This window comes from Ruegeria sp. CDSC002 (genome assembly GCF_059610905.1).
This window is the reverse complement of record NZ_JBXWOM010000012.1, coordinates 46421-71752: the sequence shown is the minus strand read 5'-3', so window position 1 is coordinate 71752 and position 25332 is coordinate 46421. Positions and strand designations below refer to the sequence as shown.

Genomic DNA, 25332 nt, shown 5'->3' with positions numbered 1-25332 from the left:
ATTGCGCCGGATCGATCCGCGTTCTTCCGGGTTTGCGACATACAGGTCGCCCTCGGGCCATGCCGGTACAACTTCTTTGGAGTTTCAGGCTTGCCGCGCCCGCGCTTCACGCCAGACGAGAATAAGCCCGCCGGTCAGAATTATGGCTGAGCCGATCATGCTGATCCCGTCCGGAATCACGCCGAATATCGCGAAATCGTAGAAAGCGGCAAAAATCAGCGTCGCATAGCTGATCGGGGCAACAAATGAGGCGTCTGCCCGGGCCATGCCGTTCACAAAACACGCCTGCGCGCAGGCCATCAGCGCGCCGATACCCGCCAGCGCTGCCCATTGTTCTAGAGTTGGCATCTGAAAAACAAAGCTCACCGCGACAGAGGCAATCGTCAGGCCCATTGCGTTGTTGATCAGCAAAATCTGGATCGGGATTTCTCGACCCGAGAGTTTCTTGATGAATATCAGCTCCATCCCGATGACTGCGGCTGCGGTCAGTGCCAACAGGGCAGCTGGCTGAAAGCTATCGGGTGTCGGGCGCAACAGTATCAGCGCCCCAGCCAGCGCCACCGCTGCCGCCAGCCAGCGCCAAGGGCCGACGCCTTCTTTCAGCAGTGGGATTGCCAGCACCATTGCAAAGACCGGGTTCAGAAAGGAAATCGCCGTCGCATCCGCGATCGGGATGAATGCGACCGAGGCGAACATCAGCGTAATGCCGACCCAGCCGAAACTTGTACGCCCAATATGCAGGCCCCAATGCGGACGCTGCAAGCGCGGCCGCATCACGCCTACGGCGGTGACGATCACGATAAAGGCAAACAGAAACCGCCCATGGCTGATCTGCATTGGATGTAGCGCGGGACCCAATGTGTCCGTCCCCAAGGCTTTGGCCAGCAGGGTGGTCCCGGCCAGCAATGCACTGGCGGCGGTGATCAGCACGGCCGCAAGAGGCGGATTGTGGGCTTTGGCGACAAACATATGTCAGCGGTGCGTCAGCACATGTCAAATGGCAAGCAGCAAATGCGTCGCGCCAAGTATTTTCGCTGGTTGCCAATTTCAGGGTTTTCAGATGCTTCGGGCAGCGTTATACGGCGGCTTATGATCAAAAACGCACATATCCTGCGACTCCGACGCCGACGCTTCGCCGCGTAACCGGCCTCTTTGATCTATTTGCGCTGTTCAAATCGGCGCAATTTCCACCAAATCAGTTGACGAACACAGGCCGAGTGTATCACTCACAAGGCTCAAACTACCTGAAAAGGATGATCCCATGATCCCGTCCGTTCTGCCGACCTATAACCGCGCGCCCCTGACTTTCGTGAAGGGTGAAGGCGCCTGGCTGACCGAGGCGGATGGCCGACGTTTTCTGGACCTGGGCGCCGGGATCGCCGTGAATGCCCTGGGCCATGCCCATCCCGCGCTGGTTAATGCCCTGACCGAGCAGGCGCACGCGCTGTGGCATGTTTCAAACCTTTACCTCATCCCACAGCAGCAAGCCCTGGCAGACAAACTGGTCGAGCACACCTTTGCTGATACCGTGTTCTTCACAAACTCGGGCACCGAGTCTTGCGAACTGGCCGTGAAAATGGCCCGCAAGTACTTCTACGACAAGGATCAGCCTGAACGGGTCGAGATAATCACTTTTGACGGCTCGTTCCACGGCCGGTCGTCGGCTGGTATTGCCGCTGCCGGGTCTGAGAAGATGACCAAGGGTTTCGGCCCACTGCTGCCGGGCTTTGTTCATGTCACGTTTGGCGACCTCGATGGCGTCACCAATGCGATCACCGATAAAACCGCCGCGATCATGATCGAACCCGTGCAGGGCGAGGGCGGCATCCGTCCCGTCCCTGACGCGGAGCTCAAAGCCTTGCGCCAGATTTGCGATGACAACGGCCTGCTTTTGATCCTCGATGAGGTGCAATGTGGAGTAGGTCGTACCGGCAAGCTGTTCGCCCATGAATGGGCTGGAATTACCCCGGACATCATGATGGTCGCCAAGGGCATCGGCGGCGGCTTCCCGCTAGGGGCGGTTCTGGCCACGGAAGACGCCGCCAGCGGTATGACGGCAGGCACGCATGGCTCTACCTATGGCGGCAACCCGCTGGGCTGTGCCGTGGGCTGCGCCGTTATTGATCAGGTGGCAACGCCTGCCTTCCTGGAAGGTGTCAATCGCAAGGCCGGGATGCTGCGCCAGAAGCTCGAAGGGCTAATCGCCGAGCACCCGGAGGTCTTCGAAGAAGTGCGCGGAACAGGACTGATGCTGGGCCTGAAGTGCAAAGCACCCAATATCGACATGGTCAACGCCGGCTATGACAATGAGGTCATTACCGTCCCCGCCGCCGATAACGTGATCCGCCTGCTTCCGCCGCTGACATTGACCGAGGATGACATCGCCCAGGCCGTGATCCGCCTCGACAAAGCCGCTGCGCAGGTTGAAGAGTCAATGGCCTCGGCCTAAGACACACCCGAATGAAAAGTGAACAGAAATGAACCATTTTCTCGATATCCATAAAACCGACGCGGGCGATCTGCGGACCATGATTGATCAGGCGGGCGCTATGAAACAGGCGCGCCTGGGCCGCCCAAAGGCAGCACTTGATGACGAACAGCCTCTGAAAGACCGCATGGTCGCGCTGATCTTCGAAAAACCATCCACCAGAACGCGCGTGTCCTTTGACGTGGGTGTGCGCCAGATGGGCGGGCAGACCATGGTGCTGTCGGGCAAAGACATGCAACTGGGCCACGGCGAAACCATCGCCGACACCGCCCGCGTCCTGTCGCGCTATGTCGATATGATCATGATCCGGACCTTCGATGAGACCATTCTGACCGAGATGTCGGAATATTCGGACGTGCCGGTCATTAACGGCCTGACTGACCGCACCCATCCCTGCCAGATCATGGCGGATGTGCTGACGTTTGAGGAGCACCGCGGTCCGATTGCGGGCAAGAAAGTAGTCTGGACCGGCGACGGCAACAATGTTTGCGCCTCGTTCCTACATGCTGCGGGTCAGTTCGGGTTTGATTTCACTTTCACCGGCCCGGCCCAGCTTGATCCGGAAGAAGAGTTTATGGGGCTTGCCCGTCAAAAGGGCTCGAAAATCGTGGTCGAACGAGACCCGTATAAAGCGGTTGAGGGGGCCGATCTGGTGGTCGCTGATACCTGGGTATCAATGCACGATTCCCAGTCCGCCAAGGAACGCCGCCACAACATGCTGCGCCCTTATCAGGTCAACGCCGAACTGATGTCACACGCCAAACCCGACGCGCTGTTCATGCACTGCTTGCCTGCCCACCGCGAAGAAGAGGCGACATCTGAGGTGATGGACGGCCCCAACTCGGTCATCTTCGATGAGGCCGAAAACCGCCTGCACGCGCAAAAGGCTGTGATGCGCTGGTGTCTCGGGGTCTGAACGGAGTCTAAAATGCCTCATGTCACCCTGGAGTTTTCTAAAGGTATAGAGCAGGTCCATGATGTTCAGGCAATTTGCGATCAGCTATTTGCCTTGCTGGCTGAACATCGTGAATTCGACGCTGAAACGATAAAAATCCGCGCGACACCGGTAGAATACTACCGTATCGGCACTGATCCCCAAAGCTTCGTCCATGCCACGCTTCTGCTGATGCAGGGGCGTGACGAGGCGACGCGCTCTGAGCTTACCGTGGCCATATTAGAGGTTCTGTCGGCGGCCTTGCCCGAGGTTGGCAGTATCACAGTGCAAGACGTTCAGATGAACCGCGCTTCCTACGCGAAACGGGTGGCCGGGCCATAGCCAGTGTCCGGTTGTCACAGATCCTGTGTTGTTCAGGTGGGGCGCCTGATATCCCAAATCCGCAATTTGGCGAGCGTCGCGACGCTCGCCAACACGACCAGACCGCACAATACCCACTTGGTCATGACCTCCATGGTACCTTCAAGCATCAGGGCATGTACGACGCTGCCAATAATGGTGATGATCGCAAGGCTCGCATGCCCCAACCTCCAGACGCGAAACCTTAAGCCAAAGCGCTTGCGAGAAAGACCTAGAAACGCGGCTCCGAACGCGGCCCACATCGCAATCACACCCCAAGCCGAAAACGGTGTCGGTGAAACAAATAACAGAGCGTCAATAACGTCGGGCGGGCTGGTGATCCACAAACCACCGACATGGATCAGAATGGCTGCAACTAATGCTAGCCCACACCACCTATGCCAATGGCGGCTGGCAACCGGGGTCAGCCCCGGCAACAAACGGCCCGCAAGTAGCGGCTGCATCAACAGCAGACACATTGAAATAACACCGGCAAACCCGGCGGTGATGTAGATCGGTTCACGCCATGCCAGCTGAGGGCTCGCCGCAGCCGCGATAATCGGTACGGCCATGGCAAGGATCACAAAGGTCCAGATTACTAGGCTTCGACGCACTGTGGTTAGGCAGGCTGCAGAACGAAATGCGCGGCCAAGGTTTTGTCCTTGGAGTTGCCCATAATTGGGCGCAGGAAAACCGTTTCGAATTCACCACTGTCATAAGCTAGATGGCCGTGTGGCTGGCCAAAGGCGGGTACGATTTGCGGCATCTCCAGTCGGAACTCTCCATTGGCATCGGTCAGAGTTGCGCCGTGGCTCTGCGGATCGCGTTCGTGGCCTTCTGTCGTATGCGCCCAGATCTGGATGCGCTGACCGGGCAGGGGGGCACCGTCCCCGGCGCGTCGCACTGTTCCGGTCATCCAGAACCCGCCGCTGCCAATCTGGTCAACGATGGGCGCGCCGGGACGGTAATTGTTGGACCCTCCGCGCATGGATGCGGTGGGGGCCACGCCACTTGCGCGCGCTGGCACCAAAAAGCCTGTCGCACCCGTTGCCAGAACAGCCCCAGACGCCAAAACCAAAGAACGACGAGAGAACGTAAGACCAGGCATGCAAACCTCTCTTTTCAAGTGTTTCACCACGCCTCGACAATGCCGGGCATCCTTTCAGCCGAAAGATAGCACGATTGTTTCAGTTTCCGAGGGGTCGCGCGGCGGGGGTGACAAATTGTGAATTCCTTTGACCGTGCCCCCGCGCAGGTGCCATCCTGAAATCCGTCAGTTCGGGGGGTCCTGCACTATGATTGTCGAAGACGTTGTCTCAGACGAAGAAATCAAGGCGTTCAAGCGCGACGGTGCGGTTGTGCTGCGCTCCAGGTTCTCAGAGGATTGGCTGGCACTTTTGCGAGACGGTATCGACGCGGATTTGGCCCGCCCAACCGATAATTTCACCCGCCATACCAAGGACCCTCGCGCACCTGCCTATTTCGAGGACTACTGGGCTTGGAATAAAATCCCGCAATTCACGCAATTCGTTCACAACTCACCTTGTGCTCCGCTTGCCGCACAGTTGCTTGGTGCACCATCGATCAATCTTGTCATGGACAACTGGTTCCTGCGCGAGGCTGGATCAACTTCGCGTCCACCGTTTCATCAGGACCTGTCCTATTTCGACTTCGAAGGCACGATGTGCGTCCTGTGGTTGCCGCTTGAGCCGGTTACCAAAGAAAACGGTATCGCCTTCGTCAAAGGCTCGCATCTGTGGGACAAGCTGTTCATGCGGGTCAGGTTCGCCGACGGGCATCCCAGCTACGAACCCACCGAAGTTGCAGGGTTGACCTATCACCCGCCGCCTGACGTCAATGCCGATCCGGGTGCATTCGATCTTTTACAATGGGATATGAATCTGGGCGACTGCATCTTCTTCGACATGCGCACCTTGCACGGTGGGCTGTCATCAGTCACCCCAACGGAAACGGTACGCCGGTTTACGCTGCGGATGACCGCTCCGGATGGCAGGATCCGGTATCGGGGGGATTGGGCCAAGGATGAACGGGCGCAGTTCGAAGCCGAAGGATATCGCGAAGGTGATCGAATTGATGGGGCGTTTTTCCCGCAGCTTTGGCCGCGCCGTGCCTGATGTATGGTCCGGGTCCGCACCCGTTCTGTGCGTTTCTGCAAATTGAAAGGCGAGTATGTCAGGCCTAACCTACATCAGTGAACCGAATGAACTGATCGCGGGAGAGCAGGCATGAGTTGGAATCCTACCCAAAACCCCAAGAATTCGCCTCTGGAGACACTGATCATCCCTCGTGCCCGTGATCTGGGCGGTTTCGAAGTGCGGCGCGCGTTGCCCTCGCTCAAACGGCAATTAGTCGGCCCGTTCATCTTTTTCGATCAGGTGGGCCCCGCCGAGTTCATCACCGACGGTGGCATCGACGTGCGGCCGCACCCTCATATCGGCTTGGGTACAGTGACCTACCTGTATCAGGGCGAGTTTGAGCATCGCGACAGCCTTGGCACCCATCAGATGATCTATCCAGGTGAAGTGAACTGGATGGTGGCTGGCCGCGGCGTGACCCATTCGGAACGTACCAGTGAAGAAACGCGGGCTAAGCGGCACAGCCTGTTCGGTGTTCAGACCTGGATTGCACTGCCTGAGGTGTACGAGGACATGGCCCCGGATTTTGAGCACCACAAGCAGGGCGCGCTGCCGCATATCAAGGACAATGGCGTCAGTGCCCGGCTAATCCTTGGTTCGGCTTATGGCGAAACCAGCCCGGTGACGATGCTGTCGGAAACCTTCTATCTGGATGTGCAGCTTGAACCCGGCGCCGCCTTTCCATTGCCCGACGGCCACGAAGATCGCGGGGTTTATGTCATTCAGGGATCGGTTGAGATTGCGGGCGACACGTTCGAGGAAGGTCGCATGATGGTGTTCCGCCCGGGCGATCGCCTTTCGGTCAAGGCGGGTCCGTTTGGCGCGCGGTTGATGCTGCTGGGCGGAGCCACATTGAATGAGGATCGCTATATCTGGTGGAATTTCGTGTCCTCTTCGAAGGAAAAAATCGAAAACGCCACTCGCGAATGGAAAGCCGCGGATTGGGCCAACGGTGCCTTCCACCTGCCCCCCGGCGATGATCAGGAGTTCATTCCGATTTCCGACGAGTTGGAGCGCACAAGCCCAAGACGGGCACGTTAACCAGACGTCAGGGGGCCTTGTCCGAACTTGCGATACCGGCAATCCTCGCCTCAACGGGAGGGTTGCCATGAAGATCATAATCGCAGGCGCGGGCAGCATTGGATGTTATTGCGGAGCCTTTTTGGCTGATGCCGGTCACTCGGTCACGCTGTTGGGTCGCCCACGCATTCTGGACCCAATCCGTGAGGAGGGCCTGACCGTCACTGATTTTTCCGGCCTGCACGTTCATGTGGCGGCTGAGACGCTGATGATGTCCGAAACCCCGGATTGCCTGAAAGACGCAGAGTTGGTGATCCTGGCCGTCAAGGCCGCGGCCACGGCGGATATGGCAGAACAGATCGCGCGGTTCGCGCCGGCCTCTGCGCCGGTGTTGTCCTGGCAGAACGGGATGGAAAACGCCCGGGTGCTGCGGGCGGCGCTTCCGGATCATGACGTTCGCGCGGGAATGGTGCCCTTCAACGTCGTGCCGCCTCAACCCGCCAGCTTTCACCGCGCCACTTCCGGCGATATCGTGATCCAGTCCGGCCCGGGCCGTTTGGGGCAAGCACTTAGCTCACCTGACCTGCTGGTGATCGAAAGCGATGAGATTGAAGCTGTGCAAAGGGGCAAACTGGTCATCAATCTGAACAACGCATTGAACGCGTTGTCGGGGCTGACGTTGAAAAATCAATTGCTGGATCGCAAGTGGCGTCGTCTGATGGCCGACCAGATGGCCGAGGCTTTGCGGGTAATTCAGGTCGCAGGCCACCCTGTAGCATCAACCACACCTTTGCCTGCCTGGATGACGCCGCATATCCTGCGTCTGCCAACGCCGTTATTCACGCGGATCGCGGCCCGGATGCTGACCATCGACCCCAGCGCACGCACGTCGATGGCCTATGATCTTATGGCGGGGCGCGTGACGGAAATCGACAGTCTGCAAGGTGAGATTGTCCGACTGGGCAAGCAATATGGGCGGCCTGCACCGATTTGCGCAAGGGTACAGGCTCTGATCGAACAGAAGCCGGATGTAAGTCTGTCACCGGATCAGATCATCCCGTGATCTGACCACATTCAGGTGAATGCGGTCAGTATCCAGAAGATAACGGCTGACATTGCAGCTGCGGCCGGGACGGTAATCACCCAAGCGGCAATAATGGTCATGAAATGCGACCGCCGCACCAACTTGCGCCGCCGCTGCTCTTCACGGGCCAGCCGCAACTCGGGCGGACGGCGATCATTACTTTGCTTGCGTCGGCGATCCTGATTCCATTCACGGTAAAACCCGACGCCGAACACCGCACCCACCGCGATGTGGGTCGAGCTGACCGGCAGCCCAAGCCAGCTTGCAACAATCACTGTAATCGCCGCCGACAAAGCGACGCAGAATGCGCGCATCGGGTTCAGTTTGGTGATCTGGCTACCCACCATCCGGATCAGCTTGGGGCCAAACAGGAACAGGCCGAACGAAATCCCAAAGGCCCCGATCACCATTACCCATGTCGGGATCGTGACTTTCGAGGCAAAATCGCCAAATTCAGCGGCGTGCACAATCGCGGCCAGCGGGCCGACAGCATTGGCGACGTCGTTGGCACCATGTGCAAAGCTCAGAAAACCGGCCGAGATGACCAGAGGCAACCCAAACAAAACTTTCAGAGATTTGGTGCGGTTTTCCAGCCCTTCGGATTTGCGGCGAACCCAAGGCACGGTCACGGCCCAAGCCAGAATGCCCGAGGTCAGACCGATCACTAGCGCGATTTCCAGATCGATTTTCACGATCCGCTTCAGGCCTTTGACAGAGAGATAGGTGGCAAAGGCACCGGCCATAACAGCCACCAGAATAGGCACCCAGCGACGGGCCGCGGCAATTTTGTCGTCTTGATACTGAATTTTCGCCTTGATCAGCGCCAGAAATCCGGCAGCAATCGCGCCGCCCAGAACCGGAGAGATCACCCAGCTGGCTGCAATCGCGCTCATCGTGCCCCAGCTAACCGCGCTGAGACCTGCTGCTGCGACGCCAGCCCCCATCACGCCGCCAACGACCGAATGCGTTGTGGAAACAGGCGCGCCGACCCATGTGGCTAAGTTGACCCACAGCGCCGACGAAATCAGTGCTGCCATCATCGCCCAGATAAAGACCGAGCTATTCTGGACTGAGGCAGGGTCGATGATGCCCTTGGAGATGGTCGAGACCACGTCTCCGCCCGCCAGCAGAGCCCCCGCGCTTTCCGCGACTGCGGCGATGGCAATTGCCCCACCCATGGTCAGGGCGTTGGCACCGACCGCAGGGCCCATGTTGTTGGCAACGTCGTTGGCGCCGATGTTGATTGCCATGTAGGCACCAAAACCAGCAGCCGCGATGACGATCAGCCCACCGTCTGCCCGACCGAATAGTATCGCAGCAATCAATCCGGCAATAACTATGAAGGCCAGCGCGATGCCCGGCGCAAGCAGCGGCCGCGCCACGTGCACGTTCGCATGCTCAAGGCGGGAAATTCGGTGCAGATCGCTGTCCAGGGCTTGCCAGCGGTTTTTATTGTTCGTGTTCGACATCGGTTTTCTGTGGGTGATACGGTTTAACCGGCGCGGTTAACGGTTGCCCGGTCTTGTGGCAACCGGCCTCACAGAAGTTTGTTGCGAAAGCGTTACATTTGCCGCAGCATTTCGCGCAGCTCCGGCTCTTGCACCAGCTCTGCGGCCTCTTTCGGCGAGAACCAGCGCCGTTCACGCTCGCTGACCTCGGGGAATTCCTCGGCCAGATCTTTGACATCTATGCGATACACATTGGTGCGCACGGGTTGGGCCGTTCCGTCATCCAGGATCTTGTCATAGGTGAAATGGCCCACCGCCTTGCGGCCCAGGTGTTTCACTTTTACGCCGGCTTCTTCCCATGCTTCTTCTTTGGCAGTCTCGGCCCCGTCCATGCCGTCAATCGGCCATCCCTTTGGGATGACCCAGCGACCTGTGCCACGGCTGGTGATCAATAGAACTTTTTTGTCGTCGCCAGTTCCGCGCACGCACAAGGCTGCAAACTGTACCCTGTGTGGGCGTTGAAAGAAGGGTTTGCCAACTTCTTCCCAGATATTGTTCAGCCAAGATGCCATCGATTAAGTGCCAGTACTTTTCTTAGGTTCAAGGAAAAGTGACATAACAACTATAAACCGGGGCTTCAATGCATCTATTGAACGAACGCATTTACTGAAGCAAACGAACGTCAGGTCCGCCGCTTGGCCCGCAAGGTTGGATCGGCCTGCGTCGGATCCTCGGGCCAGGGGTGTTTGGGATATTGCGCGCGCATGTCCTTGCGCACATCGGCGTAAGATCCAGCCCAAAATCCCGGCAGATCGCGCGTGATCTGGATTGGTCGCCGCGCAGGGGACAGCAGAGTGATCTTGAGCGCCTCGCCCCCGATAAGCGGATGCCGGGTGACACCGAACAGTTCCTGCAAGCGGACCGAAATCTCGGGCACCGCCCCGCCGTAATCAATCGGCACCTTTCGACCCAGTGGTGTTTCAAACGATCCCGGCGCGCGACGGTCCAGCTCCTGCGTCTGGGACCAGTCCAGCCGGGCACGCAGGGCGGGCAGCAGGTCGAACTTTTTCCAGTCGTCTGCACTGCGCTGACCTGACAGCATGGGTAGCAGCCAGTCGTCCAGAGCGGCCATCAGCCCGCCCAATGAAAAGTCCGGCAGGTCGATCCCTTCGGCGCGTACTAGTTCCACCCGTGCCGCCAATCGTGCCGCGGCCCCGTCCAGCCGCAATCCCAGATCACGCACTCCGTCCAGCATGGCGCGGGCGATGGCCTCGTCCGGCGCGTCCTTCCAGATACGGTCATCCAGAGTGATCGCGCCAAGGCGTTCCTGCGTGCGCGCAATGACCCGGCGTTCACGTTTCGACCACGCGCAGCTGTCGACCCATTCGATCTGATCCGCGAACAGGTCCCGGATTTCACGCTCTGAGATTTGTGCGGCCATGCGCACCTTGGCCTCGCGCGGGTTTCCGTCCGTATCTGTCACAACAAGATACGGCGCGGCCGCCAATGTGTCACCGCTGTCCAGTACGACGCCCTTGCCGCCGGACAGAACGTAACGCGGCACATCGCCTTTACGGCGTTGCCCAATTCGATCGGGATAAGCCAAGGCGGCCATCGCGGCTGGGCTTAGGTCTGTCTTGCTGCTTCGTGTTTTTAGCCGCTTGCTCTCGGCTTTGATCCGTTCCAAAGCGCCCATGTTGATCTGCCACACCCGGTTGCGTTGAAAGGCGCGGGTATCGCGCAATGCCTCGAGTCGCAGCAGCAGATCTACCGGGGCACCTTTCAGTGGATCGCGTTCTGCCATCAGTGCAGCCAACGAAGCGGCACTCGCCCCGGCAGTCACCAGCATATGCCCCAGCCGAGGATGCAGGGGCAGCGCAGCCAAGGCCCGTCCGTGGTCGGTGATCCGCCCTTTTGCATCCAACGCACCCAGCATGTTCAGTAATGTGCGGGCCTCGGCCATCGTTCCTTCGGGTGGTGGTGTCAAAAAGGCCAGGTCATCCGGTTCGGCCCCCCAAAGCGCCAGTTCCAGCGCAAGGCTCGTAAGGTCGGCGGCTTCGATTTCGGCAGGGGGGTAGGCAGCCAGCGCACCTTCTTCCCCTTTGGACCACAGCCGGTAACACACGCCCTCGGCCACGCGCCCTGCACGACCTGCGCGTTGGGTTGCTTCGGCCCGCGTCACCCGTTCCGTGACCAGCCGCGACATGCCAGAGCCCGGATCGAACCGCGCGCGGCGCGCCTGACCCATATCCACAACCACGCGGATGTCGGAAATGGTCAGCGAGGTCTCGGCGATTGAGGTCGCAAGAACCACCTTTCGCCCAGTTTCTGCCGGGGCAATCGCCGCACGTTGGGCGGCAAAGGGCATTGCGCCGAACAGAGGTTTAATTGCGCAATCGCCGGGCAATCGTTTGGATAATGCGGCTTCGGCTCTGCGGATTTCGCCCTCGCCGGGCAGAAACACGAGCATGCCGCCCTCGGTTTCACGCTCGGCCTTGACGACCAGATCAACCAGAGCATCCAACCGTCTTGCCTGCGCACCCAATAGCCGGTCCAGCCAACGGGTTTCAACCGGGTAACTGCGCCCTTCGGACGTCACCACCGGCGCGTTCATCAGTTGGCCGACGGGTTCGGCGTCGAGTGTGGCGGACATCGCCAGCAGGATCAGGTCGTCGCGTAGTGCGCCCGTAACCTCAAGGCACAGGGCAAGCCCGAGATCAGCGTTCAAAGATCGTTCGTGAAACTCGTCAAAAATCACCGCGCCGACGCCGGGCAGATCCGGTTCAGATTGCAGCATTCGGGTCAGAATGCCTTCGGTCACCACTTCGATGCGGGTTGTTTTTGAGGTTTTCGCATCGCCCCGCACGCGGTAACCGACGGTTTCGCCTGCACGTTGTCCCAGTGTTTCAGCCATCCGCTCTGCCGCGGCACGCGCGGCAAGCCTACGGGGTTCGAGCATTATGATCTTGCCGTCGCACAACCCGGCTTCGAGCATCGCAAGAGGCACCCGCGTTGTCTTGCCTGCGCCCGGAGGGGCTTGCAAAACGGCCCGGCCATTGGCCTTCAGGGCGTCAAGCAATTCGGGGATGGCGTCATCGATGGGCAGGCGTGTTGTCATTGGCGCTTTATCCGCCAACCAAGGCGCAACGTCCAGTTCCGCTGTTTCTCAATGACGATGATCGCGTCGCTGCAGCATAGAACCAGCGGCGGTCCGGTCAAAGAGGATCAACAGCAACACATAGATGCGAAATGCAGGTATCGGGCAGGTTTCCTTCGCGGTCCGGTCTGGACAAATCACCCGTCGGGGCGGCAAGTAGTCGTGCCGCAAAAGATCGGGGTCGGAATGGATATGGACAGCCTAGGTGATAAGATTTTGGACGGAGACCGGCGTGCGCTGGCGCGGGCAATCACTCTGGTCGAAAGTGGCCGCACCGATCATCGGGCGCAGGCGTCTGAGTTGCTGGCGCATTTGGCCAAAGCCGGGCGGCAATCCCTGCGCGTTGGCTTGTCCGGTACTCCAGGGGTGGGCAAATCCACCTTTATCGAGAGCTTTGGCATGATGCTGATCGAGCAGGGCTTGCGCGTTGCGGTCCTGGCCGTCGACCCCAGCTCGACCCGTTCAGGTGGATCTATTCTGGGTGACAAAACCCGGATGGAGCGGTTGAGCCGCGAGAAGAACGCCTTTATCCGCCCATCCCCCAGCCAATCCCATTTGGGCGGCGTGGCTCGCCGTACACGTGAGGCGATTGCCCTGTGCGAGGCGGCGGGATTCGACGTGGTGCTGATTGAAACTGTAGGGGTCGGGCAGTCCGAGACCGTCGTCTCTGAAATGTCCGATCTGTTTCTTCTGCTGCTCGCTCCTGCGGGCGGGGATGAATTGCAGGGGGTCAAACGCGGCATCATGGAAATGGCCGATATGATCCTTGTGAACAAGGCGGATGGAGATTTGAAAGCCACGGCCACCCGCACCTGTGCCGATTACGCGGGGGCTTTGCGCCTGCTGCGAAAGCGCCCGCAGGACCCAGAAGGTTTTCCCAAAGCGATGACCGTTTCCGCGGTCGAGGAACATGGGCTTGACCAAGCCTGGGACGAAATGACCACCCTGTCAGGCTGGCGGCGTGAAAACGGCCACTGGGATGGCAACCGCGCGGCACAGGCGCGGTTCTGGTTCGATCAGGAGGTGCGATACGCGCTGCTATCTCGGTTGGATACGCCGGCCGCGCGCGCAGAAATGGATCGCCTTGGTTCCGATGTTGGTGCCGGCAATCTCAGCCCGACGGCGGCTGCGGAACGAATGCTTAGTACCCTGGCAACACACTAGACGCCTGTTAGCGCCAGAGGTGGAGGGTATGCCAAAATTATGTATTAGGGGAAGGGATACAATTTCTGATTGTGCTATTTCGAGGGGAAGGCGATAGTCTCGTTGTTGCGCAAGTCAACAAATGAACGCGTCGGAGATAGCCGTACATGCCCAATATACGTGGGACAAATGGTGACGACGATATCGAAGTCACCGGCGACGAAGGTACGCTGAACGGCACGCCCCAAGGCACGCCCATTGATAATATTCGCGCCCGTGGCGGTGACGATGAGATTACGATTGTAAGCAGTGCTATTTCCGGGAGTGTACGCGGCAACGCCGGAAACGATGAAATCACCGTGTTCAACGCCCAGATCGATGGGCAGATCAATGCTGGTCGCGATGCGGATACCGTCACGGTTTTTGACGTCGGTGTAGGAAATATCCGTTTGGGGCAGGGCAATGACACCCTGAACTTTATCCGAACCCAGGTCGCCGGGGATGTTCAGGGCGGCGGCGGGCAGGACGCGCTGAACCTTCCGGTGGGCACAGTTGTAACCGACGCAAATTTCGGAACTTTCACCGTTGTTGCCGGGCAATCCTATTCGTTGTCCAGCGGCAGCTTCGAATTGCCCTCAGGGATCGTGGTAAACTATAGCGGGTTTGAATCCGGCACAGGGTTTTTGTGCTTTACCCGCGATACAGTAATTCAGGCGCAACGTGGTCCGGTCCTTATTCAGGATCTTCGGCAGGGGGATATGCTCCCAACGCAGGGCAACGGGATGCAGCCGATCCGCTGGATCGGGCGCCGCAAATTTGACTCGGTGGCATTGGCAGGCGATCCGAAACGTCGCCCCGTCCGCATATTGGCAGGCGCGCTGGGCAACGGTTTGCCCAAACGGGATCTGTTGGTGTCACGGCAGCACAGAATGCTGGTGCAGTCGAAAATTGCAGAACGGATGTTTGGTGAGGCCGAAGTTCTGATCCCAGCGATAAAACTGACCGCGCTGCCAGGGATATTCGTCGATGATACGGTGAACAGTGTCGAATATTACCACCTGCTTTTTGACCGGCACGAGGTTATCTTTGCCGAAAACGCCCCAAGCGAAAGCCTGTTTACCGGGCCTGAAGCACTCAAGACCCTCAGCCTGGAAGCCCGACGTGAAATATTCGATATCTTTCCGGAATTGGCGGATATGAACCACAATCCCAACCCGGCCCGTTACATCCCGAAAAGCCCCCAACAAGCGCGCCTCGTGGCTCGGCACCTGAAAAATGAAAAGCCACTGCTGCAGAGCTATGACGTACAGGGAAACGCCCCTTGGATGTTTAAATCCCAAAAAAGCAGTTATGTAGAACCCGCTCTGAATACGTGACTGAATGAAATAACCCGATCAGACAGGCGATTCTGGTCAAAAAAGCGCAGTTGAAGAATGCAGCAATGTCGGATTTTTGATGGAAATCGACTGCGTGCCACGCTTTTTCAATCCAGGTCAGTCTCGCTTGTATGTCACCTTTCGCCACCGGGTGTCTGATCCGGGACAGTTTTCGGAACCCCGGTCAGCGGCAACTTTCATACAGGTGGGGTATGCGCATTTGCATCGTGCAGCACGACTGAAAAGCCCCCATTACTGGGCGCGTCTGGCGGCCGCAGCGGCAAAAACAGGTAGCCCTGAGTTGGAAAATCACGCCCTGAAACGGCTGGGAGAACTAAATGAAAACTTGGTGCTGTGAATCCTTGGCATATGGCTTGACCCCGTCTGTGATTCCCACTACATGCATCCAACCAGTTTTCGGGCGCGACTTCGGGTTGTGCCCCTTGTGATTTGGCCGAGGGTGTAATGCCTGGCCTCCAGAAACAAAGGAAGAAACCATGTCGCGCCGTTGCGAACTGACCGGAAAAGGCCCGATGACTGGCAACAATGTCAGCCATGCCAAAAACAGAACTCGTCGTCGTTTTCTGCCCAACCTGAACGACGTTACGCTGCAGTCGGAAACGCTGGGCCGTGGCGTCAAGCTGCGCATCTCGGCGGCTGCCCTGCGTTCGGTGGACCACCGCGGTGGTCTGGACGCGTTCCTGGCGAAAGCCAAGGACGATGAGCTGTCCAACAACGCATTGAAAGTGAAAAAGGAAATCGCCAAGGCGCAAGCTTCGGCCTAAGACCTTTTTCCTACAAGAATTCTGGCCCTGTACCTTTTGGTGCAGGGCTTTTTTGTTTTGCGCAGAGCGCTGTTCTCAAAATGGAGATAAATTTCCGCATTGGGTGAAATTGTTCACATACCGTTTGCTCTACCTGTATTATGTTTAGGCATATTCATCTGGCGGAGTTTAACCTCATGTCGTTTAAATCATTACCTTCTTTCTCCCTCCTGGCCGGATTTTTCGGCAAAACGTTTGGGGCATGTCTGCGGATGCAGCGTCGGGTGAATCGGCTGCATACAAGCCTGACAAAAGGGTCCGTCAAGCGTCCGGAACTGGACCGCTGACATTGTCCTCCCGGCCCTGGGCTTCAGGCGTGTCTGATTGCGCTTGAAGCCCGTTTTGTCTCTGGCCTATATCGGGGACAGGATGAAACCCGTTCTGAACAAAATTCTGCCGTTTGTGCTGTCGCTGCTGGTCGTTTTGACTGGGCAGGGCGTTGCTGCATCGCGCGGTGTGGACCGGGCGGTCGGACATATGGTGTTGTGCACCGGCTCGGGACCGGTTGTGGTCTATATGGATGCCGAAGGGCAGCCGACAAAGGCCCCGCATTTCTGTCCGGATTATGCGTTGAACCTGTTGGGCGCGGTGAGCATTGCGGAACCGTCCCTGCCAGTGGCCCCGGACATCGATCGACCCATGCCATCGCGTATCGCGGAGAATCTGATCGCTCTGCCTATACCGTCTCAGCCAGCCCGGGCACCTCCTGCAAGTGTTTGATTCATTATCAATTCTTATCAAACACCAAACTACAGGAGAGGCGCTATGTCACTCACATCCAGACTACTGACCACCCTTGCCGCCGCAACTATTGCTACCGCTGCTTTTGCGCAGGACACGATCACCGTCGATGACGCTTATGCTCGGTCGTCGGGTAAAACGGCCAAAGCTGGCGCGGCCTTCATGATGATCCAGAACACCGGCGCGACCGATGACCGTTTGATCGGCGTGGAATCGGACGCCGCAGCTCGGGTCGAGCTGCACACCCATATTGTCGACGAAAATGGCGTTGCCAAAATGACCCATGTCGAAGAGGGCATTGCCATCCCGGCGGGTGAAACGCACATGCTGAAGCGCGGTGGCGACCACGTGATGTTCATGGGCCTGACAGCCCCGTTTGAGCAGGATGCAATGGTTCCCGTTACGCTGATCTTCGAGACAGCAGGCGAAGTCGAGATCGAAATTCCGGTGGATTTGGAGCGTAAGGACACCGGCGGTCACGGTTCGCATTCGAACTAGAGCTGCGCCTGAATTCGGGCCGCGCTGCGACCGTCATCTATGCGTCAGGCCGGGATATTCCCGGCCTGTTGTCGTTGTGGAAAAGGTTCAGCGGTTGACCACCCGCATCGCCACGCGGTCATGGGCGCGTTTGAAGCGCATGGCCAGCCAGAGCATCACTGCAGCAACAGCCAGCGCCGAGAAGGCAATCGCCCAGCCAAGTGCCACCATGCCGCTGCCCGGCCAGAACAACAGAACGAGGCCGATCAACAGCGCGACAATGCCGGAGTTGCGCATGGTGGATGCATCAGGATGTTCATCGGGCAATTGCCGCCACGCCATCAGCGAGCCTATCCCGACAATCAAAGCCCAGGCTCCCAGCAGGAAGAACGCGAGGCGCGCGACGCCTTCCGGCCAGATCAGCAGGATCAATCCGATCAAAAGCGCCCCAATGCCGAAACCGCCGATCAGGCCACGCCGGCCAAACCCCAGCAGCGTCAGGCCTCCATCGAGGACCAACAGCAAGCCCACCAGACGGATCAGCAACGAGATACTGCCCGTCGGCCAGAATAGCGCTGCGATTCCGAGCGCACCGGCCAGGATTCCGCGCAGCAAGAATGTCCACCACAGGTCCGTTAGCTGATCACCAAGTGCACCTCGCGTATCGAGCCTATCATCGTCAAGGATTTCACCTTGTTGGTTTTTTGGGTCTGTCATGGGGACCTCTCGGGTTGTTAGGGCACTAGTATAGCAAGGAAATTCGCCGCTTGTCTGCGGGTATCGCCCTACTGCGAGCTCAGGATCTGATCAACCCAGCGCGGAACGGCTTCTGTTGCGGGGCCCAGTATGACTTCGTCGAAACTGGATGCGCCGGTCGACGGCTCGAGGTTCAGTTCGACAGTTCTTGCCCCGGACATCATGGCCTCGTGCACGAAAGCCGCGGCGGGATAGACCTGACCCGAAGTGCCAATGGCGGCGAAGATGCTTGCGCCTGCCAGATGATCATAGATGGCGCCCATGTGATAAGGCATCTCACCAAACCACACCACATCCGGGCGTGCGGTGGGGGCTGCGCAGGCAGGGCAGGGCTCGCCCACGGCCATCTCCGGTGGTGCCGTCCAGCGGTGGCCGCAGGCCGCGCAAAGCGCTCCGGCCAGCGTGCCGTGCATGTGGATCACGTTTTGCGCGCCACCGGCCTCGTGCAGGCTGTCGACGTTTTGTGTGACGATCACAACCTCGCCGGGCCAGTCCTGCTGTAGTCGGGCAAGTGCATCGTGGGCCGCGTTAGGTTGCGCCTCGGCGGCCTGTACGCGGCGGGCATTGTAAAACCCGTGCACCAGCGCGGGATCACGCGCGAACCCTTCGGGCGTGGCAACGTCCTCGATCCGGTGTTGGGCCCACAAACCGCCCTCGTCGCGGAACGTGCCCAAACCGCTTTCGGCGGAAATCCCGGCCCCTGTCAGAATGACGATCTTTTCCATCTTGGCCCTTCGCGTTACACCGTGGTTCATGACCCACCGTATCTTGTTCGTCTGTCTGGGCAATATCTGCCGTTCTCCCGCCGCCGAGGGCGCCTTTCGCGCCCGTGCGCCGCATCACGCTACCGATAGTGCCGGGACTTCTGGCTGGCACATTGGCGACCCACCTTATGGACCGATGCAAATGGCAGCTCTGTCGCGTGGCATAAAACTGGATGATTTGCGGGCGCGCCAATTTGTGCCCGCGGATTTCGACAGGTTCGATCTGATTATCGGGATGGATGCCGAAAACCTCGCGGATATTGAGGCATTGAGGCCAGCCGGGAACGAAACCCCAGTGCGTCTGCTGACGGATTTTGCGCCTCATATCGGCACAGACCACGTCCCGGACCCATACTATACCCGTGACTTCGATGGAGCATTGGATCTAATCGAGGCAGCTGTCGAAGGTCTCGACGCGCATCTGCGCGGCTAGTTCATCAACTTTAGGCGGTTGTTCAGCCATGGCAATTGCGCAAGGGCCGGGTCAACAATCTGGCTGCCCATTAGGCGGCGCATCATGCCTGCGACTTCTTGCGGAACCTGACCTGACCAGTCGGTGCGGGTGAACAAGGAAATCGTCCGCGACACATCTCCGATCGGGGCAGGGTGTGCCTCAAGCCCGTCATGGAATCGCGCCGCCCGCATGTAGCCCAGCGGCGTCGTGATCGCCCAGCCGAGGCCGCGCGCGACCATTGCCATCAACGCCAAATGCGAACCGATTTCGAACCGTTCTTCAAATTCCAGCTGCTGGCGCGCCAGATGGGCCTCAATCTGGCGGCTGATTAACTGCTCGCGGGCATAGCGTAGGAAGGGCAGATCCTGCATGGCGTTTTCGACCCCTTTGGGCGTCACCAGAATGAAGGGATCGCGCACCAGCGGGTACTCGACCACGCCTTCCAGCACCTCGCCGCTATGGGCTGACACCACAAGCTGAAGGCGCTGCGCCTCAAGTTCTTCGAACAGGTCAAGACTGGGCAGTGTGATCAGTTTGAACTTTGACCGCGTCAAACTTTCAGCCAACAAAGTGGCTAGCCGCGGGGTCAGGTCATTGTCGAAATCGTCAATCAGGCCGACAGACAGGGTTGCAAGGTGACCCAGGTCCATCACAGTCAGCTCGCTTTGGGCCATCTGCAGTTCGGCCAGAACCGCCTGCGCGCGGGCCAGAAAGCTGCGCCCAGCCTGGGTCAGGCGCATCGGACGTCGTGCGTGATCCACCAAATCGGTGCCCACAGCCTTTTCCAGATTGCGCAACTGTTGTGACACTGACGGCTGGCTGAGCCCCGTGATCTCGGCGGCCTGCGCCACCGATCCGGTCCGCGCCAATGCCTCGAACACTTCGAGGCCGCGCAGGGTCAGCCCTTTCATAACCATCAGATATCCCTTTCGCTGCGCCTTTCTGGGGCGCAGTTCGGGTCAGGTCAAGGATTGATCAGCCTAGTTGCAGATCGCCTGCGCCATCTGACCAAAGTTCCGATACCGATCCCACAGCGCATCGTCGCGCTGGGTCTTCGACATCTTGAGTTCCTGCGCCTGATGCGGGTCGCGGAACCACTTGGCAACGGTCTTCTGATCGCTGCGGGTCAACGCCTGATTGGCCACTCGCTGAATGCAGCTGCACCGATCCCGCGTTGCCGCCGAGCGGTCAGAAGCCAGACACGCCCGTTTGATCTGCGCCGCGTCCACAACCGGAGCCACCGCCACAATCGACGTGGCACAGAATGCGATTAAGAGGAACTTTTTCATGCTCATGCCTCGTATTTGCCTGCCCGGACGGGTCTGATGCCCCTCTCGGTCTGCGGCGGAGTATGAATCAAACTGAATTTGTGATCAATGGCCAAGATATTTCGCAGCAACAGCGCCGCCTCGGTTCGGGTCAAAGCCGGTCGGGCGGTTTCCATTGGGCCTGCCGCGCATCCCGCGAGGTCACGAAAGAACAAACTGTCGGGGTCATCACATTGGGTCGTTGGCGTTGACAGAAGGCTCTCGGATGCGGCGCCATTGGCGCGGATAATATTATGGTTGTCCAGCAGTACGTGGTGATAACAGGCAGTTTTCTCGTTGGACAGGGTCGCAACGCCTGCATCTACGAAACTGATCGCTGGCACAAACACCTCGGGTGCTGCAAACAACAGTTCCGCTACTGGATGCGCGATTACCAACCTGTGCTGTTGCGAAACCTTTAGCGGCGAGAAGTTAAATATTATTCCGGTCGGAACCTCGACCAATCTGAAACGGCCTGCCGCTATGACATCCTGCGATCCGACCCATTTCACCGATTGATAGCCATTGTCCTGCGTCCAAACCTTGTCGCCCGGACGCAATGTTTCGACACGGGCGTAGCCATTTTGGGTTTCTATCAATGTGCCACTGCCATAACAGATCGGCGTGACGTAGTCCGCAACCGCAAAGCTTGGACCTTCCTGGGTGTCAACAACCGTCAGCGTAACGCCTGCTGGCGGAAACTCCCCCGGGCCACCGATGAAGGCGATCCCCTCCACCGTCGCATAGGATGGGGACGAGTTGTTCACGTTGAACGCAATGGCCTGCCACGTGTTTGTACCATCCGTCAGCGTAATGCCGTATTCAGCCTCAACCCGAGTACCGTCGTTGAAGTTGACGCCGTCGATAGTTTGATCACCGTCAAGGAGCTGATTGGTGTCATTGTCGGCAAAATTCGTGTCGCTACCGCCATCGCTGATGAAGACCTCGGTAGCGGTTCGCGTGTCAATCGTGATGGTCTGTCCGATAAGGTGTATACCTGTGCCCTGGTCCAAACCATCCAACCCCTGCGAAACAGAGATGGAAAGCTGGCTCTCACCCAGCACGAATATCGAATAATTGGCCAAAGACTACTCTGCTTTCTTGTTGGTGCGCCGGCCATTCAGCGCCACTATCCTACCCACTGGCTGATTTTGGGTAAATGCGTCAGAGCAGAAAGACACCATAGCAGCCTTTTCTGCAACGCTTCACGGCTTGACGAGGCCCCAATCTCCGGACATATCCCAACCCATGACAGACCTCGCTCATATCCGCAATTTCTCCATCGTCGCGCATATCGACCATGGCAAATCCACCCTTGCTGACCGGCTCATCCAAGAGACCGGGACAGTCAAGGATCGTGACATGAAGGAACAGCTGCTCGACAGCATGGATATCGAGCGCGAGCGTGGCATCACCATCAAGGCCAACACAGTCCGAATCGACTATACCGCTGACAACGGCGAGCAGTATGTGCTGAACCTGATCGACACCCCGGGCCACGTGGACTTTGCCTATGAGGTCTCGCGGTCGATGCGCGCGGTCGAAGGATCGCTGCTGGTTGTGGACTCGACGCAGGGTGTCGAGGCGCAGACGCTGGCGAATGTGTATCAGGCCATTGACGCCGATCATGAGATCGTGCCGGTGCTCAACAAGATCGACCTGCCGGCGTCTGACTGTGACCGGGTCGCCGAACAGATCGAGGATGTGATCGGCATCGACGCGTCCGAGGCGATTCAGGTTTCGGCCAAAACCGGACAGGGCATCCACGAGACACTGGAGTCCATCGTCACCCATCTGCCTGCGCCTAAAGGCACGCTCGACGCGCCGCTCAAGGCGATGCTGGTCGACAGTTGGTACGACGCCTATCTCGGCGTCATCGTGCTGGTCCGCATCATGGACGGCACGCTGAAAAAGGGAATGCGGGTCAAGTTCATGTCGAACAACACCCTGCACCATGTCGACCGCGTCGGCGTTTTCCGGCCTGAGATGGAGATGGTCGACAGCCTCGGCCCCGGTGAGATCGGCTTTCTGACCGCCTCGATCAAACAGGTCCGCGATACCCGCGTCGGTGACACCATCACCAATGACCGCAACGGCACCGAAGAGGCTTTGACAGGCTTCAAACCCGCGCAGCCGGTGGTGTTTTGTGGCCTGTTCCCCGTCGACAGTTCCGAATTCGAGGACCTGCGCGATGCGATCGACAAGCTGGCCCTGAACGACGCCAGCTTTAGCTTTGAAATGGAAACCTCGGCCGCACTTGGGTTTGGCTTCCGCTGCGGCTTCCTTGGCCTTTTGCACCTTGAGGTCATCCGCGACCGCATCGAACGCGAATATGATATCGAGCTCATCACCACCGCGCCCTCGGTGATCTATCACGTCTACATGAAAGACGGCGAGATGATCGAGCTGCACAACCCCGCCGACATGCCCGACCCGTCCAAGGTCGACCATATCGAGGAGCCGCGCATCAAGGCGACCATCTTGGTTCCGGACGAATTCCTCGGCGACGTGCTGAAACTCTGCCAGGACCGCCGCGGTATCCAGATGGATCTGACCTATGCGGGTAGCCGCGCCATGGTCGTCTATGACCTGCCGCTGAACGAGGTTGTCTTTGACTTCTACGACCGCCTGAAATCGGTGACCAAGGGCTATGCCTCGTTTGACTATCAGATGACCGGCTATACCGAGGACGCGCTGGTCAAGATGTCGGTGCTGGTGAATGACGAGCCGGTAGATGCGCTGTCGACCATGGTTCACCGCGACCGGGCCGAGATGCGGGGCCGGGCGATGTGCGAAAAGCTCAAGGACCTGATCCCGCGCCACATGTTCAAAATCCCGATCCAGGCCGCCATCGGAGGCAAGGTCATCGCCCGCGAGACCCTCTCTGCCCTACGCAAGGACGTGACAGCCAAGTGCTACGGAGGCGACGCCACGCGGAAACGCAAACTGCTGGACAAGCAGAAGGCGGGTAAGAAAAAGATGCGCCAGTTCGGGAAGGTCGATATCCCGCAGGAAGCGTTTATTTCAGCGTTGAAGATGGACAGCTAAGGCTGTCCGTTTTGAACAGTCACTGACAGGCTTGCTTTTTGGGTTCGAGCTTGATGCCACCTGATCAGGTGGCGGCTCGAACCAAATGGAATTCGCAGTCCGTCAGGCCGAATTCGCTGTAGTCAATCGGCTTGGAAAAGTTCAGGCGCCTCAACTGTCTGTCTGCAATTCGAACCGGTCTGAGGTTGGAATCGTCATGCACGATGAATGCACCGGACGGCATTAGAGCGTGGAGAGCCAGAACCTCTCTGAGGTGCGTGTCCTTGGCCCCGTCTAGGTGCAGGAAATCGATTTTCGCATCAGGGTGCCTCAGGGCGTATGCCGGAGCTTCGATCAGAGAGTTTCCTTTTATCAGCTCAACCCGGTCAGGAAACTTGTATCTTAGCCAGTTGAATGCTGCCGGCACGTAAATGTCCACGCGGGCCCACCGGCGGTTCAATCTCTGGCAAACATCCACGCCGACGCATTTGAGTTCAGGGTTGGCCATGAGCGCCAACAACATGCTGTGGCCCGCATTCACGCCAATTTCGAACAGACATGTTGATCGTCGAGCCAACTCAACGAAATTTCTTCGTTTGGGTTCGAATCTTTCAATAAATGGCTGTGTTTGAAAACCCGTCGCGCGGTCTTCGTAGAACAGATTGCCATTCAGCGCAGGTGGTTCACCCACTTGTTCAAGCGAATGTGCGACATATTGATTGAGATCGCGCAGGTTTTCGTTCCACTGTGCTGAGGACAAGAGATCGTCATAATCTGAAGGATGGAAGTTGGAAGGCACAGTACTTTTCCTCGAAACCCTTTAGTTACATTACACGCGAAGTTTTCGTTAAACTGTTGAAGCGATGGAAAGTAAACCTTTGAAGCGAAAAACAAGTGTTCTCGTTTTGTGGGCCTAAAGTGAGTTCCGTCAGTGACGTAAAAACACGAGTGCCTGCCTTTGGGATGATCTTCCTGCGTTAACCTCAGGGTTCGCCTTCGAAAAACCGGGCGGCGCGTTGGGCCTCCCCTCGGGTCGGTGGCGACCATCATCACTTGGATATCTTTGACTAGCCGCTGACAAATCACCTCATTAGGTTGTCGCTATGACAATGAACTATCGAACTATTTTGGAGCGTTGGCCCGTCGCGACGATTGGCCTGACGTTTCTTTCCTACTTTGTTTTGCAAAGCATTGCGGACCACACTTTCCGCGCCTTTGATCAGCAGGAATTTAACCCCGGTTGGGTACTGTTTCTCATTGTTGGTGGCTGGGGATTCTACAGCATGTTTCACATAGCATTTTATCTAATTCGAACGTTTAAATAGGATCGTATCAGTGATTTACCGGTCGTCCACCTAACACCTGTGACCCACCTCACAGCCCAAACTGTACCCTCCTGCTACTCTTAACCCAACGGAACCCTCGGCAGGAGGCGCAGATGTCCACATCCATGATCCCCATCATCGCCCTCGGGTCGGCGGGTCTCTATTCCGTGGCCATGATCGCGATGAAGTTCTGGTGGAAACTCCCCGGCGTGGGTCTTGGCCTGCTGATCGTTGCGACCCTGCTGGCTGGGGCGACGCTTGAACTCGCCGCGCTGCGCGAGGAACGGCTGGGCATCATCTATACCGGCATTCTGGGGGCCGAGGTTGTTCTGATCGCCATCGCCTCATTCTTTCTGTTCGGCGAGAACTTCTCGTATCGCGAGGCGGCAGGTATTGGTCTGGTCATCCTCGGCACCGCGCTGGCCTGGGCCTGACGCAAACATTACCGGTTTATGAAGTTTCCCTTAGGTAAGTTGCAACCGGCGCATTCC

Annotated in this window: 27 protein-coding genes; 15 read left to right on the top strand and 12 right to left on the bottom strand. The window is 58.2% G+C overall.

The genetic code is table 11. The features are described from left to right. Positions 1–84: 84 nt before the first annotated feature. Positions 85–969, bottom strand: coding sequence for a DMT family transporter (locus tag AC2FJE_RS19550; protein WP_282169143.1), 885 nt, complete (start codon positions 967–969; stop codon positions 85–87). A gap of 292 nt (positions 970–1261) precedes the next feature. On the opposite strand from AC2FJE_RS19550, the gene AC2FJE_RS19545 reads away from it, so the two are divergent. From AC2FJE_RS19545 to AC2FJE_RS19535, 3 genes are read left to right on the top strand one after another with little or no spacing between them, the layout of a single operon-like run. After that, complete coding sequence (locus AC2FJE_RS19545; RefSeq protein WP_282169144.1) at positions 1262–2449, top strand: aspartate aminotransferase family protein; 1188 nt, start codon at positions 1262–1264, stop codon at positions 2447–2449. Positions 2450–2477: 28 nt separating this feature from the next. After that, positions 2478–3404 (top strand): ornithine carbamoyltransferase, encoded by a 927-nt coding sequence (argF, locus tag AC2FJE_RS19540; protein ID WP_058272227.1) that lies wholly within the window; start codon positions 2478–2480, stop codon positions 3402–3404. Between the two features lie 12 nt (positions 3405–3416). After that, the gene (locus AC2FJE_RS19535) at positions 3417–3764 is read left to right on the top strand and encodes a 5-carboxymethyl-2-hydroxymuconate Delta-isomerase (protein WP_496722755.1); all 348 of its coding nucleotides are present in this window, start codon (positions 3417–3419) and stop codon (positions 3762–3764) included. Positions 3765–3796: 32 nt separating this feature from the next. On the opposite strand, the gene AC2FJE_RS19530 is transcribed toward AC2FJE_RS19535, so the two are convergent. Together AC2FJE_RS19530 and AC2FJE_RS19525 are read right to left on the bottom strand one after the other, a co-directional pair. Beyond that, positions 3797–4354: a ferric reductase-like transmembrane domain-containing protein gene (locus AC2FJE_RS19530; protein WP_496761356.1), complete on the bottom strand. Its 558-nt coding sequence runs from the start codon at positions 4352–4354 to the stop codon at positions 3797–3799. A 47-nt stretch (positions 4355–4401) separates the two neighbouring features. Beyond that, positions 4402–4890 (bottom strand): twin-arginine translocation pathway signal, encoded by a 489-nt coding sequence (locus AC2FJE_RS19525; RefSeq protein WP_496757843.1) that lies wholly within the window; start codon positions 4888–4890, stop codon positions 4402–4404. Positions 4891–5077: 187 nt separating this feature from the next. On the opposite strand from AC2FJE_RS19525, the gene AC2FJE_RS19520 reads away from it, so the two are divergent. The 3 genes from AC2FJE_RS19520 to AC2FJE_RS19510 all read left to right on the top strand — a co-directional run bounded on the left by AC2FJE_RS19520 (position 5078) and on the right by AC2FJE_RS19510 (position 8021). Further along, entirely contained in the window at positions 5078–5917 is an 840-nt protein-coding gene (locus AC2FJE_RS19520; RefSeq protein ID WP_058272224.1) for a phytanoyl-CoA dioxygenase family protein, read from the top strand. Between the two features lie 111 nt (positions 5918–6028). After that, entirely contained in the window at positions 6029–6979 is a 951-nt protein-coding gene (locus AC2FJE_RS19515) for a pirin family protein (protein ID WP_496757845.1), read from the top strand. A gap of 67 nt (positions 6980–7046) precedes the next feature. After that, entirely contained in the window at positions 7047–8021 is a 975-nt protein-coding gene (locus AC2FJE_RS19510; protein ID WP_282119988.1) for a 2-dehydropantoate 2-reductase, read from the top strand. Positions 8022–8032: 11 nt separating this feature from the next. On the opposite strand, the gene AC2FJE_RS19505 is transcribed toward AC2FJE_RS19510, so the two are convergent. The 3 genes from AC2FJE_RS19505 to hrpB form a co-directional block, all read right to left on the bottom strand. Next, complete coding sequence (locus AC2FJE_RS19505; RefSeq protein WP_282169150.1) at positions 8033–9511, bottom strand: inorganic phosphate transporter; 1479 nt, start codon at positions 9509–9511, stop codon at positions 8033–8035. 92 nt (positions 9512–9603) lie between these two features. Then, positions 9604–10062 carry an NUDIX hydrolase gene (locus AC2FJE_RS19500; RefSeq protein WP_108861772.1) on the bottom strand — a complete coding sequence of 153 codons (459 nt, stop codon included), beginning with the start codon at positions 10060–10062 and terminating at the stop codon, positions 9604–9606. A gap of 110 nt (positions 10063–10172) precedes the next feature. Next, complete coding sequence (gene hrpB / locus AC2FJE_RS19495) at positions 10173–12608, bottom strand: ATP-dependent helicase HrpB (protein ID WP_496757848.1); 2436 nt, start codon at positions 12606–12608, stop codon at positions 10173–10175. 225 nt (positions 12609–12833) lie between these two features. Here hrpB and meaB point away from each other — a divergent pair, with 225 nt between their 5' ends. The 5 genes from meaB (at position 12834) to AC2FJE_RS19470 (ending at position 17229) form a co-directional block, all read left to right on the top strand. After that, complete coding sequence (gene meaB, locus AC2FJE_RS19490; RefSeq protein WP_496757895.1) at positions 12834–13811, top strand: methylmalonyl Co-A mutase-associated GTPase MeaB; 978 nt, start codon at positions 12834–12836, stop codon at positions 13809–13811. A 146-nt stretch (positions 13812–13957) separates the two neighbouring features. After that, positions 13958–15166, top strand: a complete 1209-nt coding sequence (locus AC2FJE_RS19485; protein WP_496757850.1) for a Hint domain-containing protein — start codon at positions 13958–13960, stop codon at positions 15164–15166. A gap of 497 nt (positions 15167–15663) precedes the next feature. Continuing rightward, positions 15664–15951, top strand: a complete 288-nt coding sequence (gene rpmB / locus AC2FJE_RS19480) for a 50S ribosomal protein L28 (protein WP_058272217.1) — start codon at positions 15664–15666, stop codon at positions 15949–15951. A gap of 363 nt (positions 15952–16314) precedes the next feature. Next, on the top strand, positions 16315–16710 hold the full coding sequence (locus AC2FJE_RS19475; RefSeq protein WP_282169153.1) for a hypothetical protein: 396 nt from the start codon (positions 16315–16317) through the stop codon (positions 16708–16710). 45 nt (positions 16711–16755) lie between these two features. Next, complete coding sequence (locus AC2FJE_RS19470; RefSeq protein WP_472724685.1) at positions 16756–17229, top strand: copper chaperone PCu(A)C; 474 nt, start codon at positions 16756–16758, stop codon at positions 17227–17229. Between the two features lie 87 nt (positions 17230–17316). Here the strand turns inward: AC2FJE_RS19470 and AC2FJE_RS19465 are convergent, their stop codons facing one another. Both AC2FJE_RS19465 and AC2FJE_RS19460 read right to left on the bottom strand, forming a co-directional pair. Continuing rightward, complete coding sequence (locus AC2FJE_RS19465) at positions 17317–17925, bottom strand: HdeD family acid-resistance protein (protein WP_058272214.1); 609 nt, start codon at positions 17923–17925, stop codon at positions 17317–17319. Between the two features lie 68 nt (positions 17926–17993). Continuing rightward, a complete protein-coding gene (locus tag AC2FJE_RS19460) occupies positions 17994–18689 on the bottom strand; it encodes an NAD-dependent deacylase (protein WP_282169155.1) in 696 nt (231 codons plus the stop codon). A 28-nt stretch (positions 18690–18717) separates the two neighbouring features. On the opposite strand from AC2FJE_RS19460, the gene AC2FJE_RS19455 reads away from it, so the two are divergent. Next, positions 18718–19161 carry a low molecular weight protein-tyrosine-phosphatase gene (locus tag AC2FJE_RS19455; RefSeq protein WP_496699778.1) on the top strand — a complete coding sequence of 148 codons (444 nt, stop codon included), beginning with the start codon at positions 18718–18720 and terminating at the stop codon, positions 19159–19161. On the opposite strand, the gene AC2FJE_RS19450 is transcribed toward AC2FJE_RS19455, so the two are convergent. The 3 genes from AC2FJE_RS19450 to AC2FJE_RS19440 all read right to left on the bottom strand — a co-directional run bounded on the left by AC2FJE_RS19450 (position 19158) and on the right by AC2FJE_RS19440 (position 21574). Continuing rightward, complete coding sequence (locus tag AC2FJE_RS19450) at positions 19158–20099, bottom strand: LysR family transcriptional regulator (RefSeq protein WP_496699777.1); 942 nt, start codon at positions 20097–20099, stop codon at positions 19158–19160. The two genes, AC2FJE_RS19455 and AC2FJE_RS19450, sit on opposite strands and share 4 nt — an antisense overlap. 63 nt (positions 20100–20162) lie before the next feature. Beyond that, on the bottom strand, positions 20163–20471 hold the full coding sequence (locus tag AC2FJE_RS19445; protein ID WP_496761354.1) for a hypothetical protein: 309 nt from the start codon (positions 20469–20471) through the stop codon (positions 20163–20165). 2 nt (positions 20472–20473) lie between these two features. Beyond that, positions 20474–21574 carry a Hint domain-containing protein gene (locus tag AC2FJE_RS19440; RefSeq protein ID WP_496761353.1) on the bottom strand — a complete coding sequence of 367 codons (1101 nt, stop codon included), beginning with the start codon at positions 21572–21574 and terminating at the stop codon, positions 20474–20476. A 163-nt stretch (positions 21575–21737) separates the two neighbouring features. On the opposite strand from AC2FJE_RS19440, the gene lepA reads away from it, so the two are divergent. Beyond that, entirely contained in the window at positions 21738–23537 is a 1800-nt protein-coding gene (gene lepA / locus AC2FJE_RS19435; RefSeq protein ID WP_496699775.1) for a translation elongation factor 4, read from the top strand. A gap of 64 nt (positions 23538–23601) precedes the next feature. On the opposite strand, the gene AC2FJE_RS19430 is transcribed toward lepA, so the two are convergent. After that, positions 23602–24315, bottom strand: coding sequence for a class I SAM-dependent methyltransferase (locus AC2FJE_RS19430; protein ID WP_282169159.1), 714 nt, complete (start codon positions 24313–24315; stop codon positions 23602–23604). Between the two features lie 304 nt (positions 24316–24619). Here AC2FJE_RS19430 and AC2FJE_RS19425 point away from each other — a divergent pair, with 304 nt between their 5' ends. Further along, a complete protein-coding gene (locus AC2FJE_RS19425; protein WP_282169160.1) occupies positions 24620–24841 on the top strand; it encodes a hypothetical protein in 222 nt (73 codons plus the stop codon). A 113-nt stretch (positions 24842–24954) separates the two neighbouring features. Then, positions 24955–25275 (top strand): hypothetical protein, encoded by a 321-nt coding sequence (locus tag AC2FJE_RS19420; protein WP_058277004.1) that lies wholly within the window; start codon positions 24955–24957, stop codon positions 25273–25275. The last annotated feature ends 57 nt before the right edge of the window (positions 25276–25332 follow it).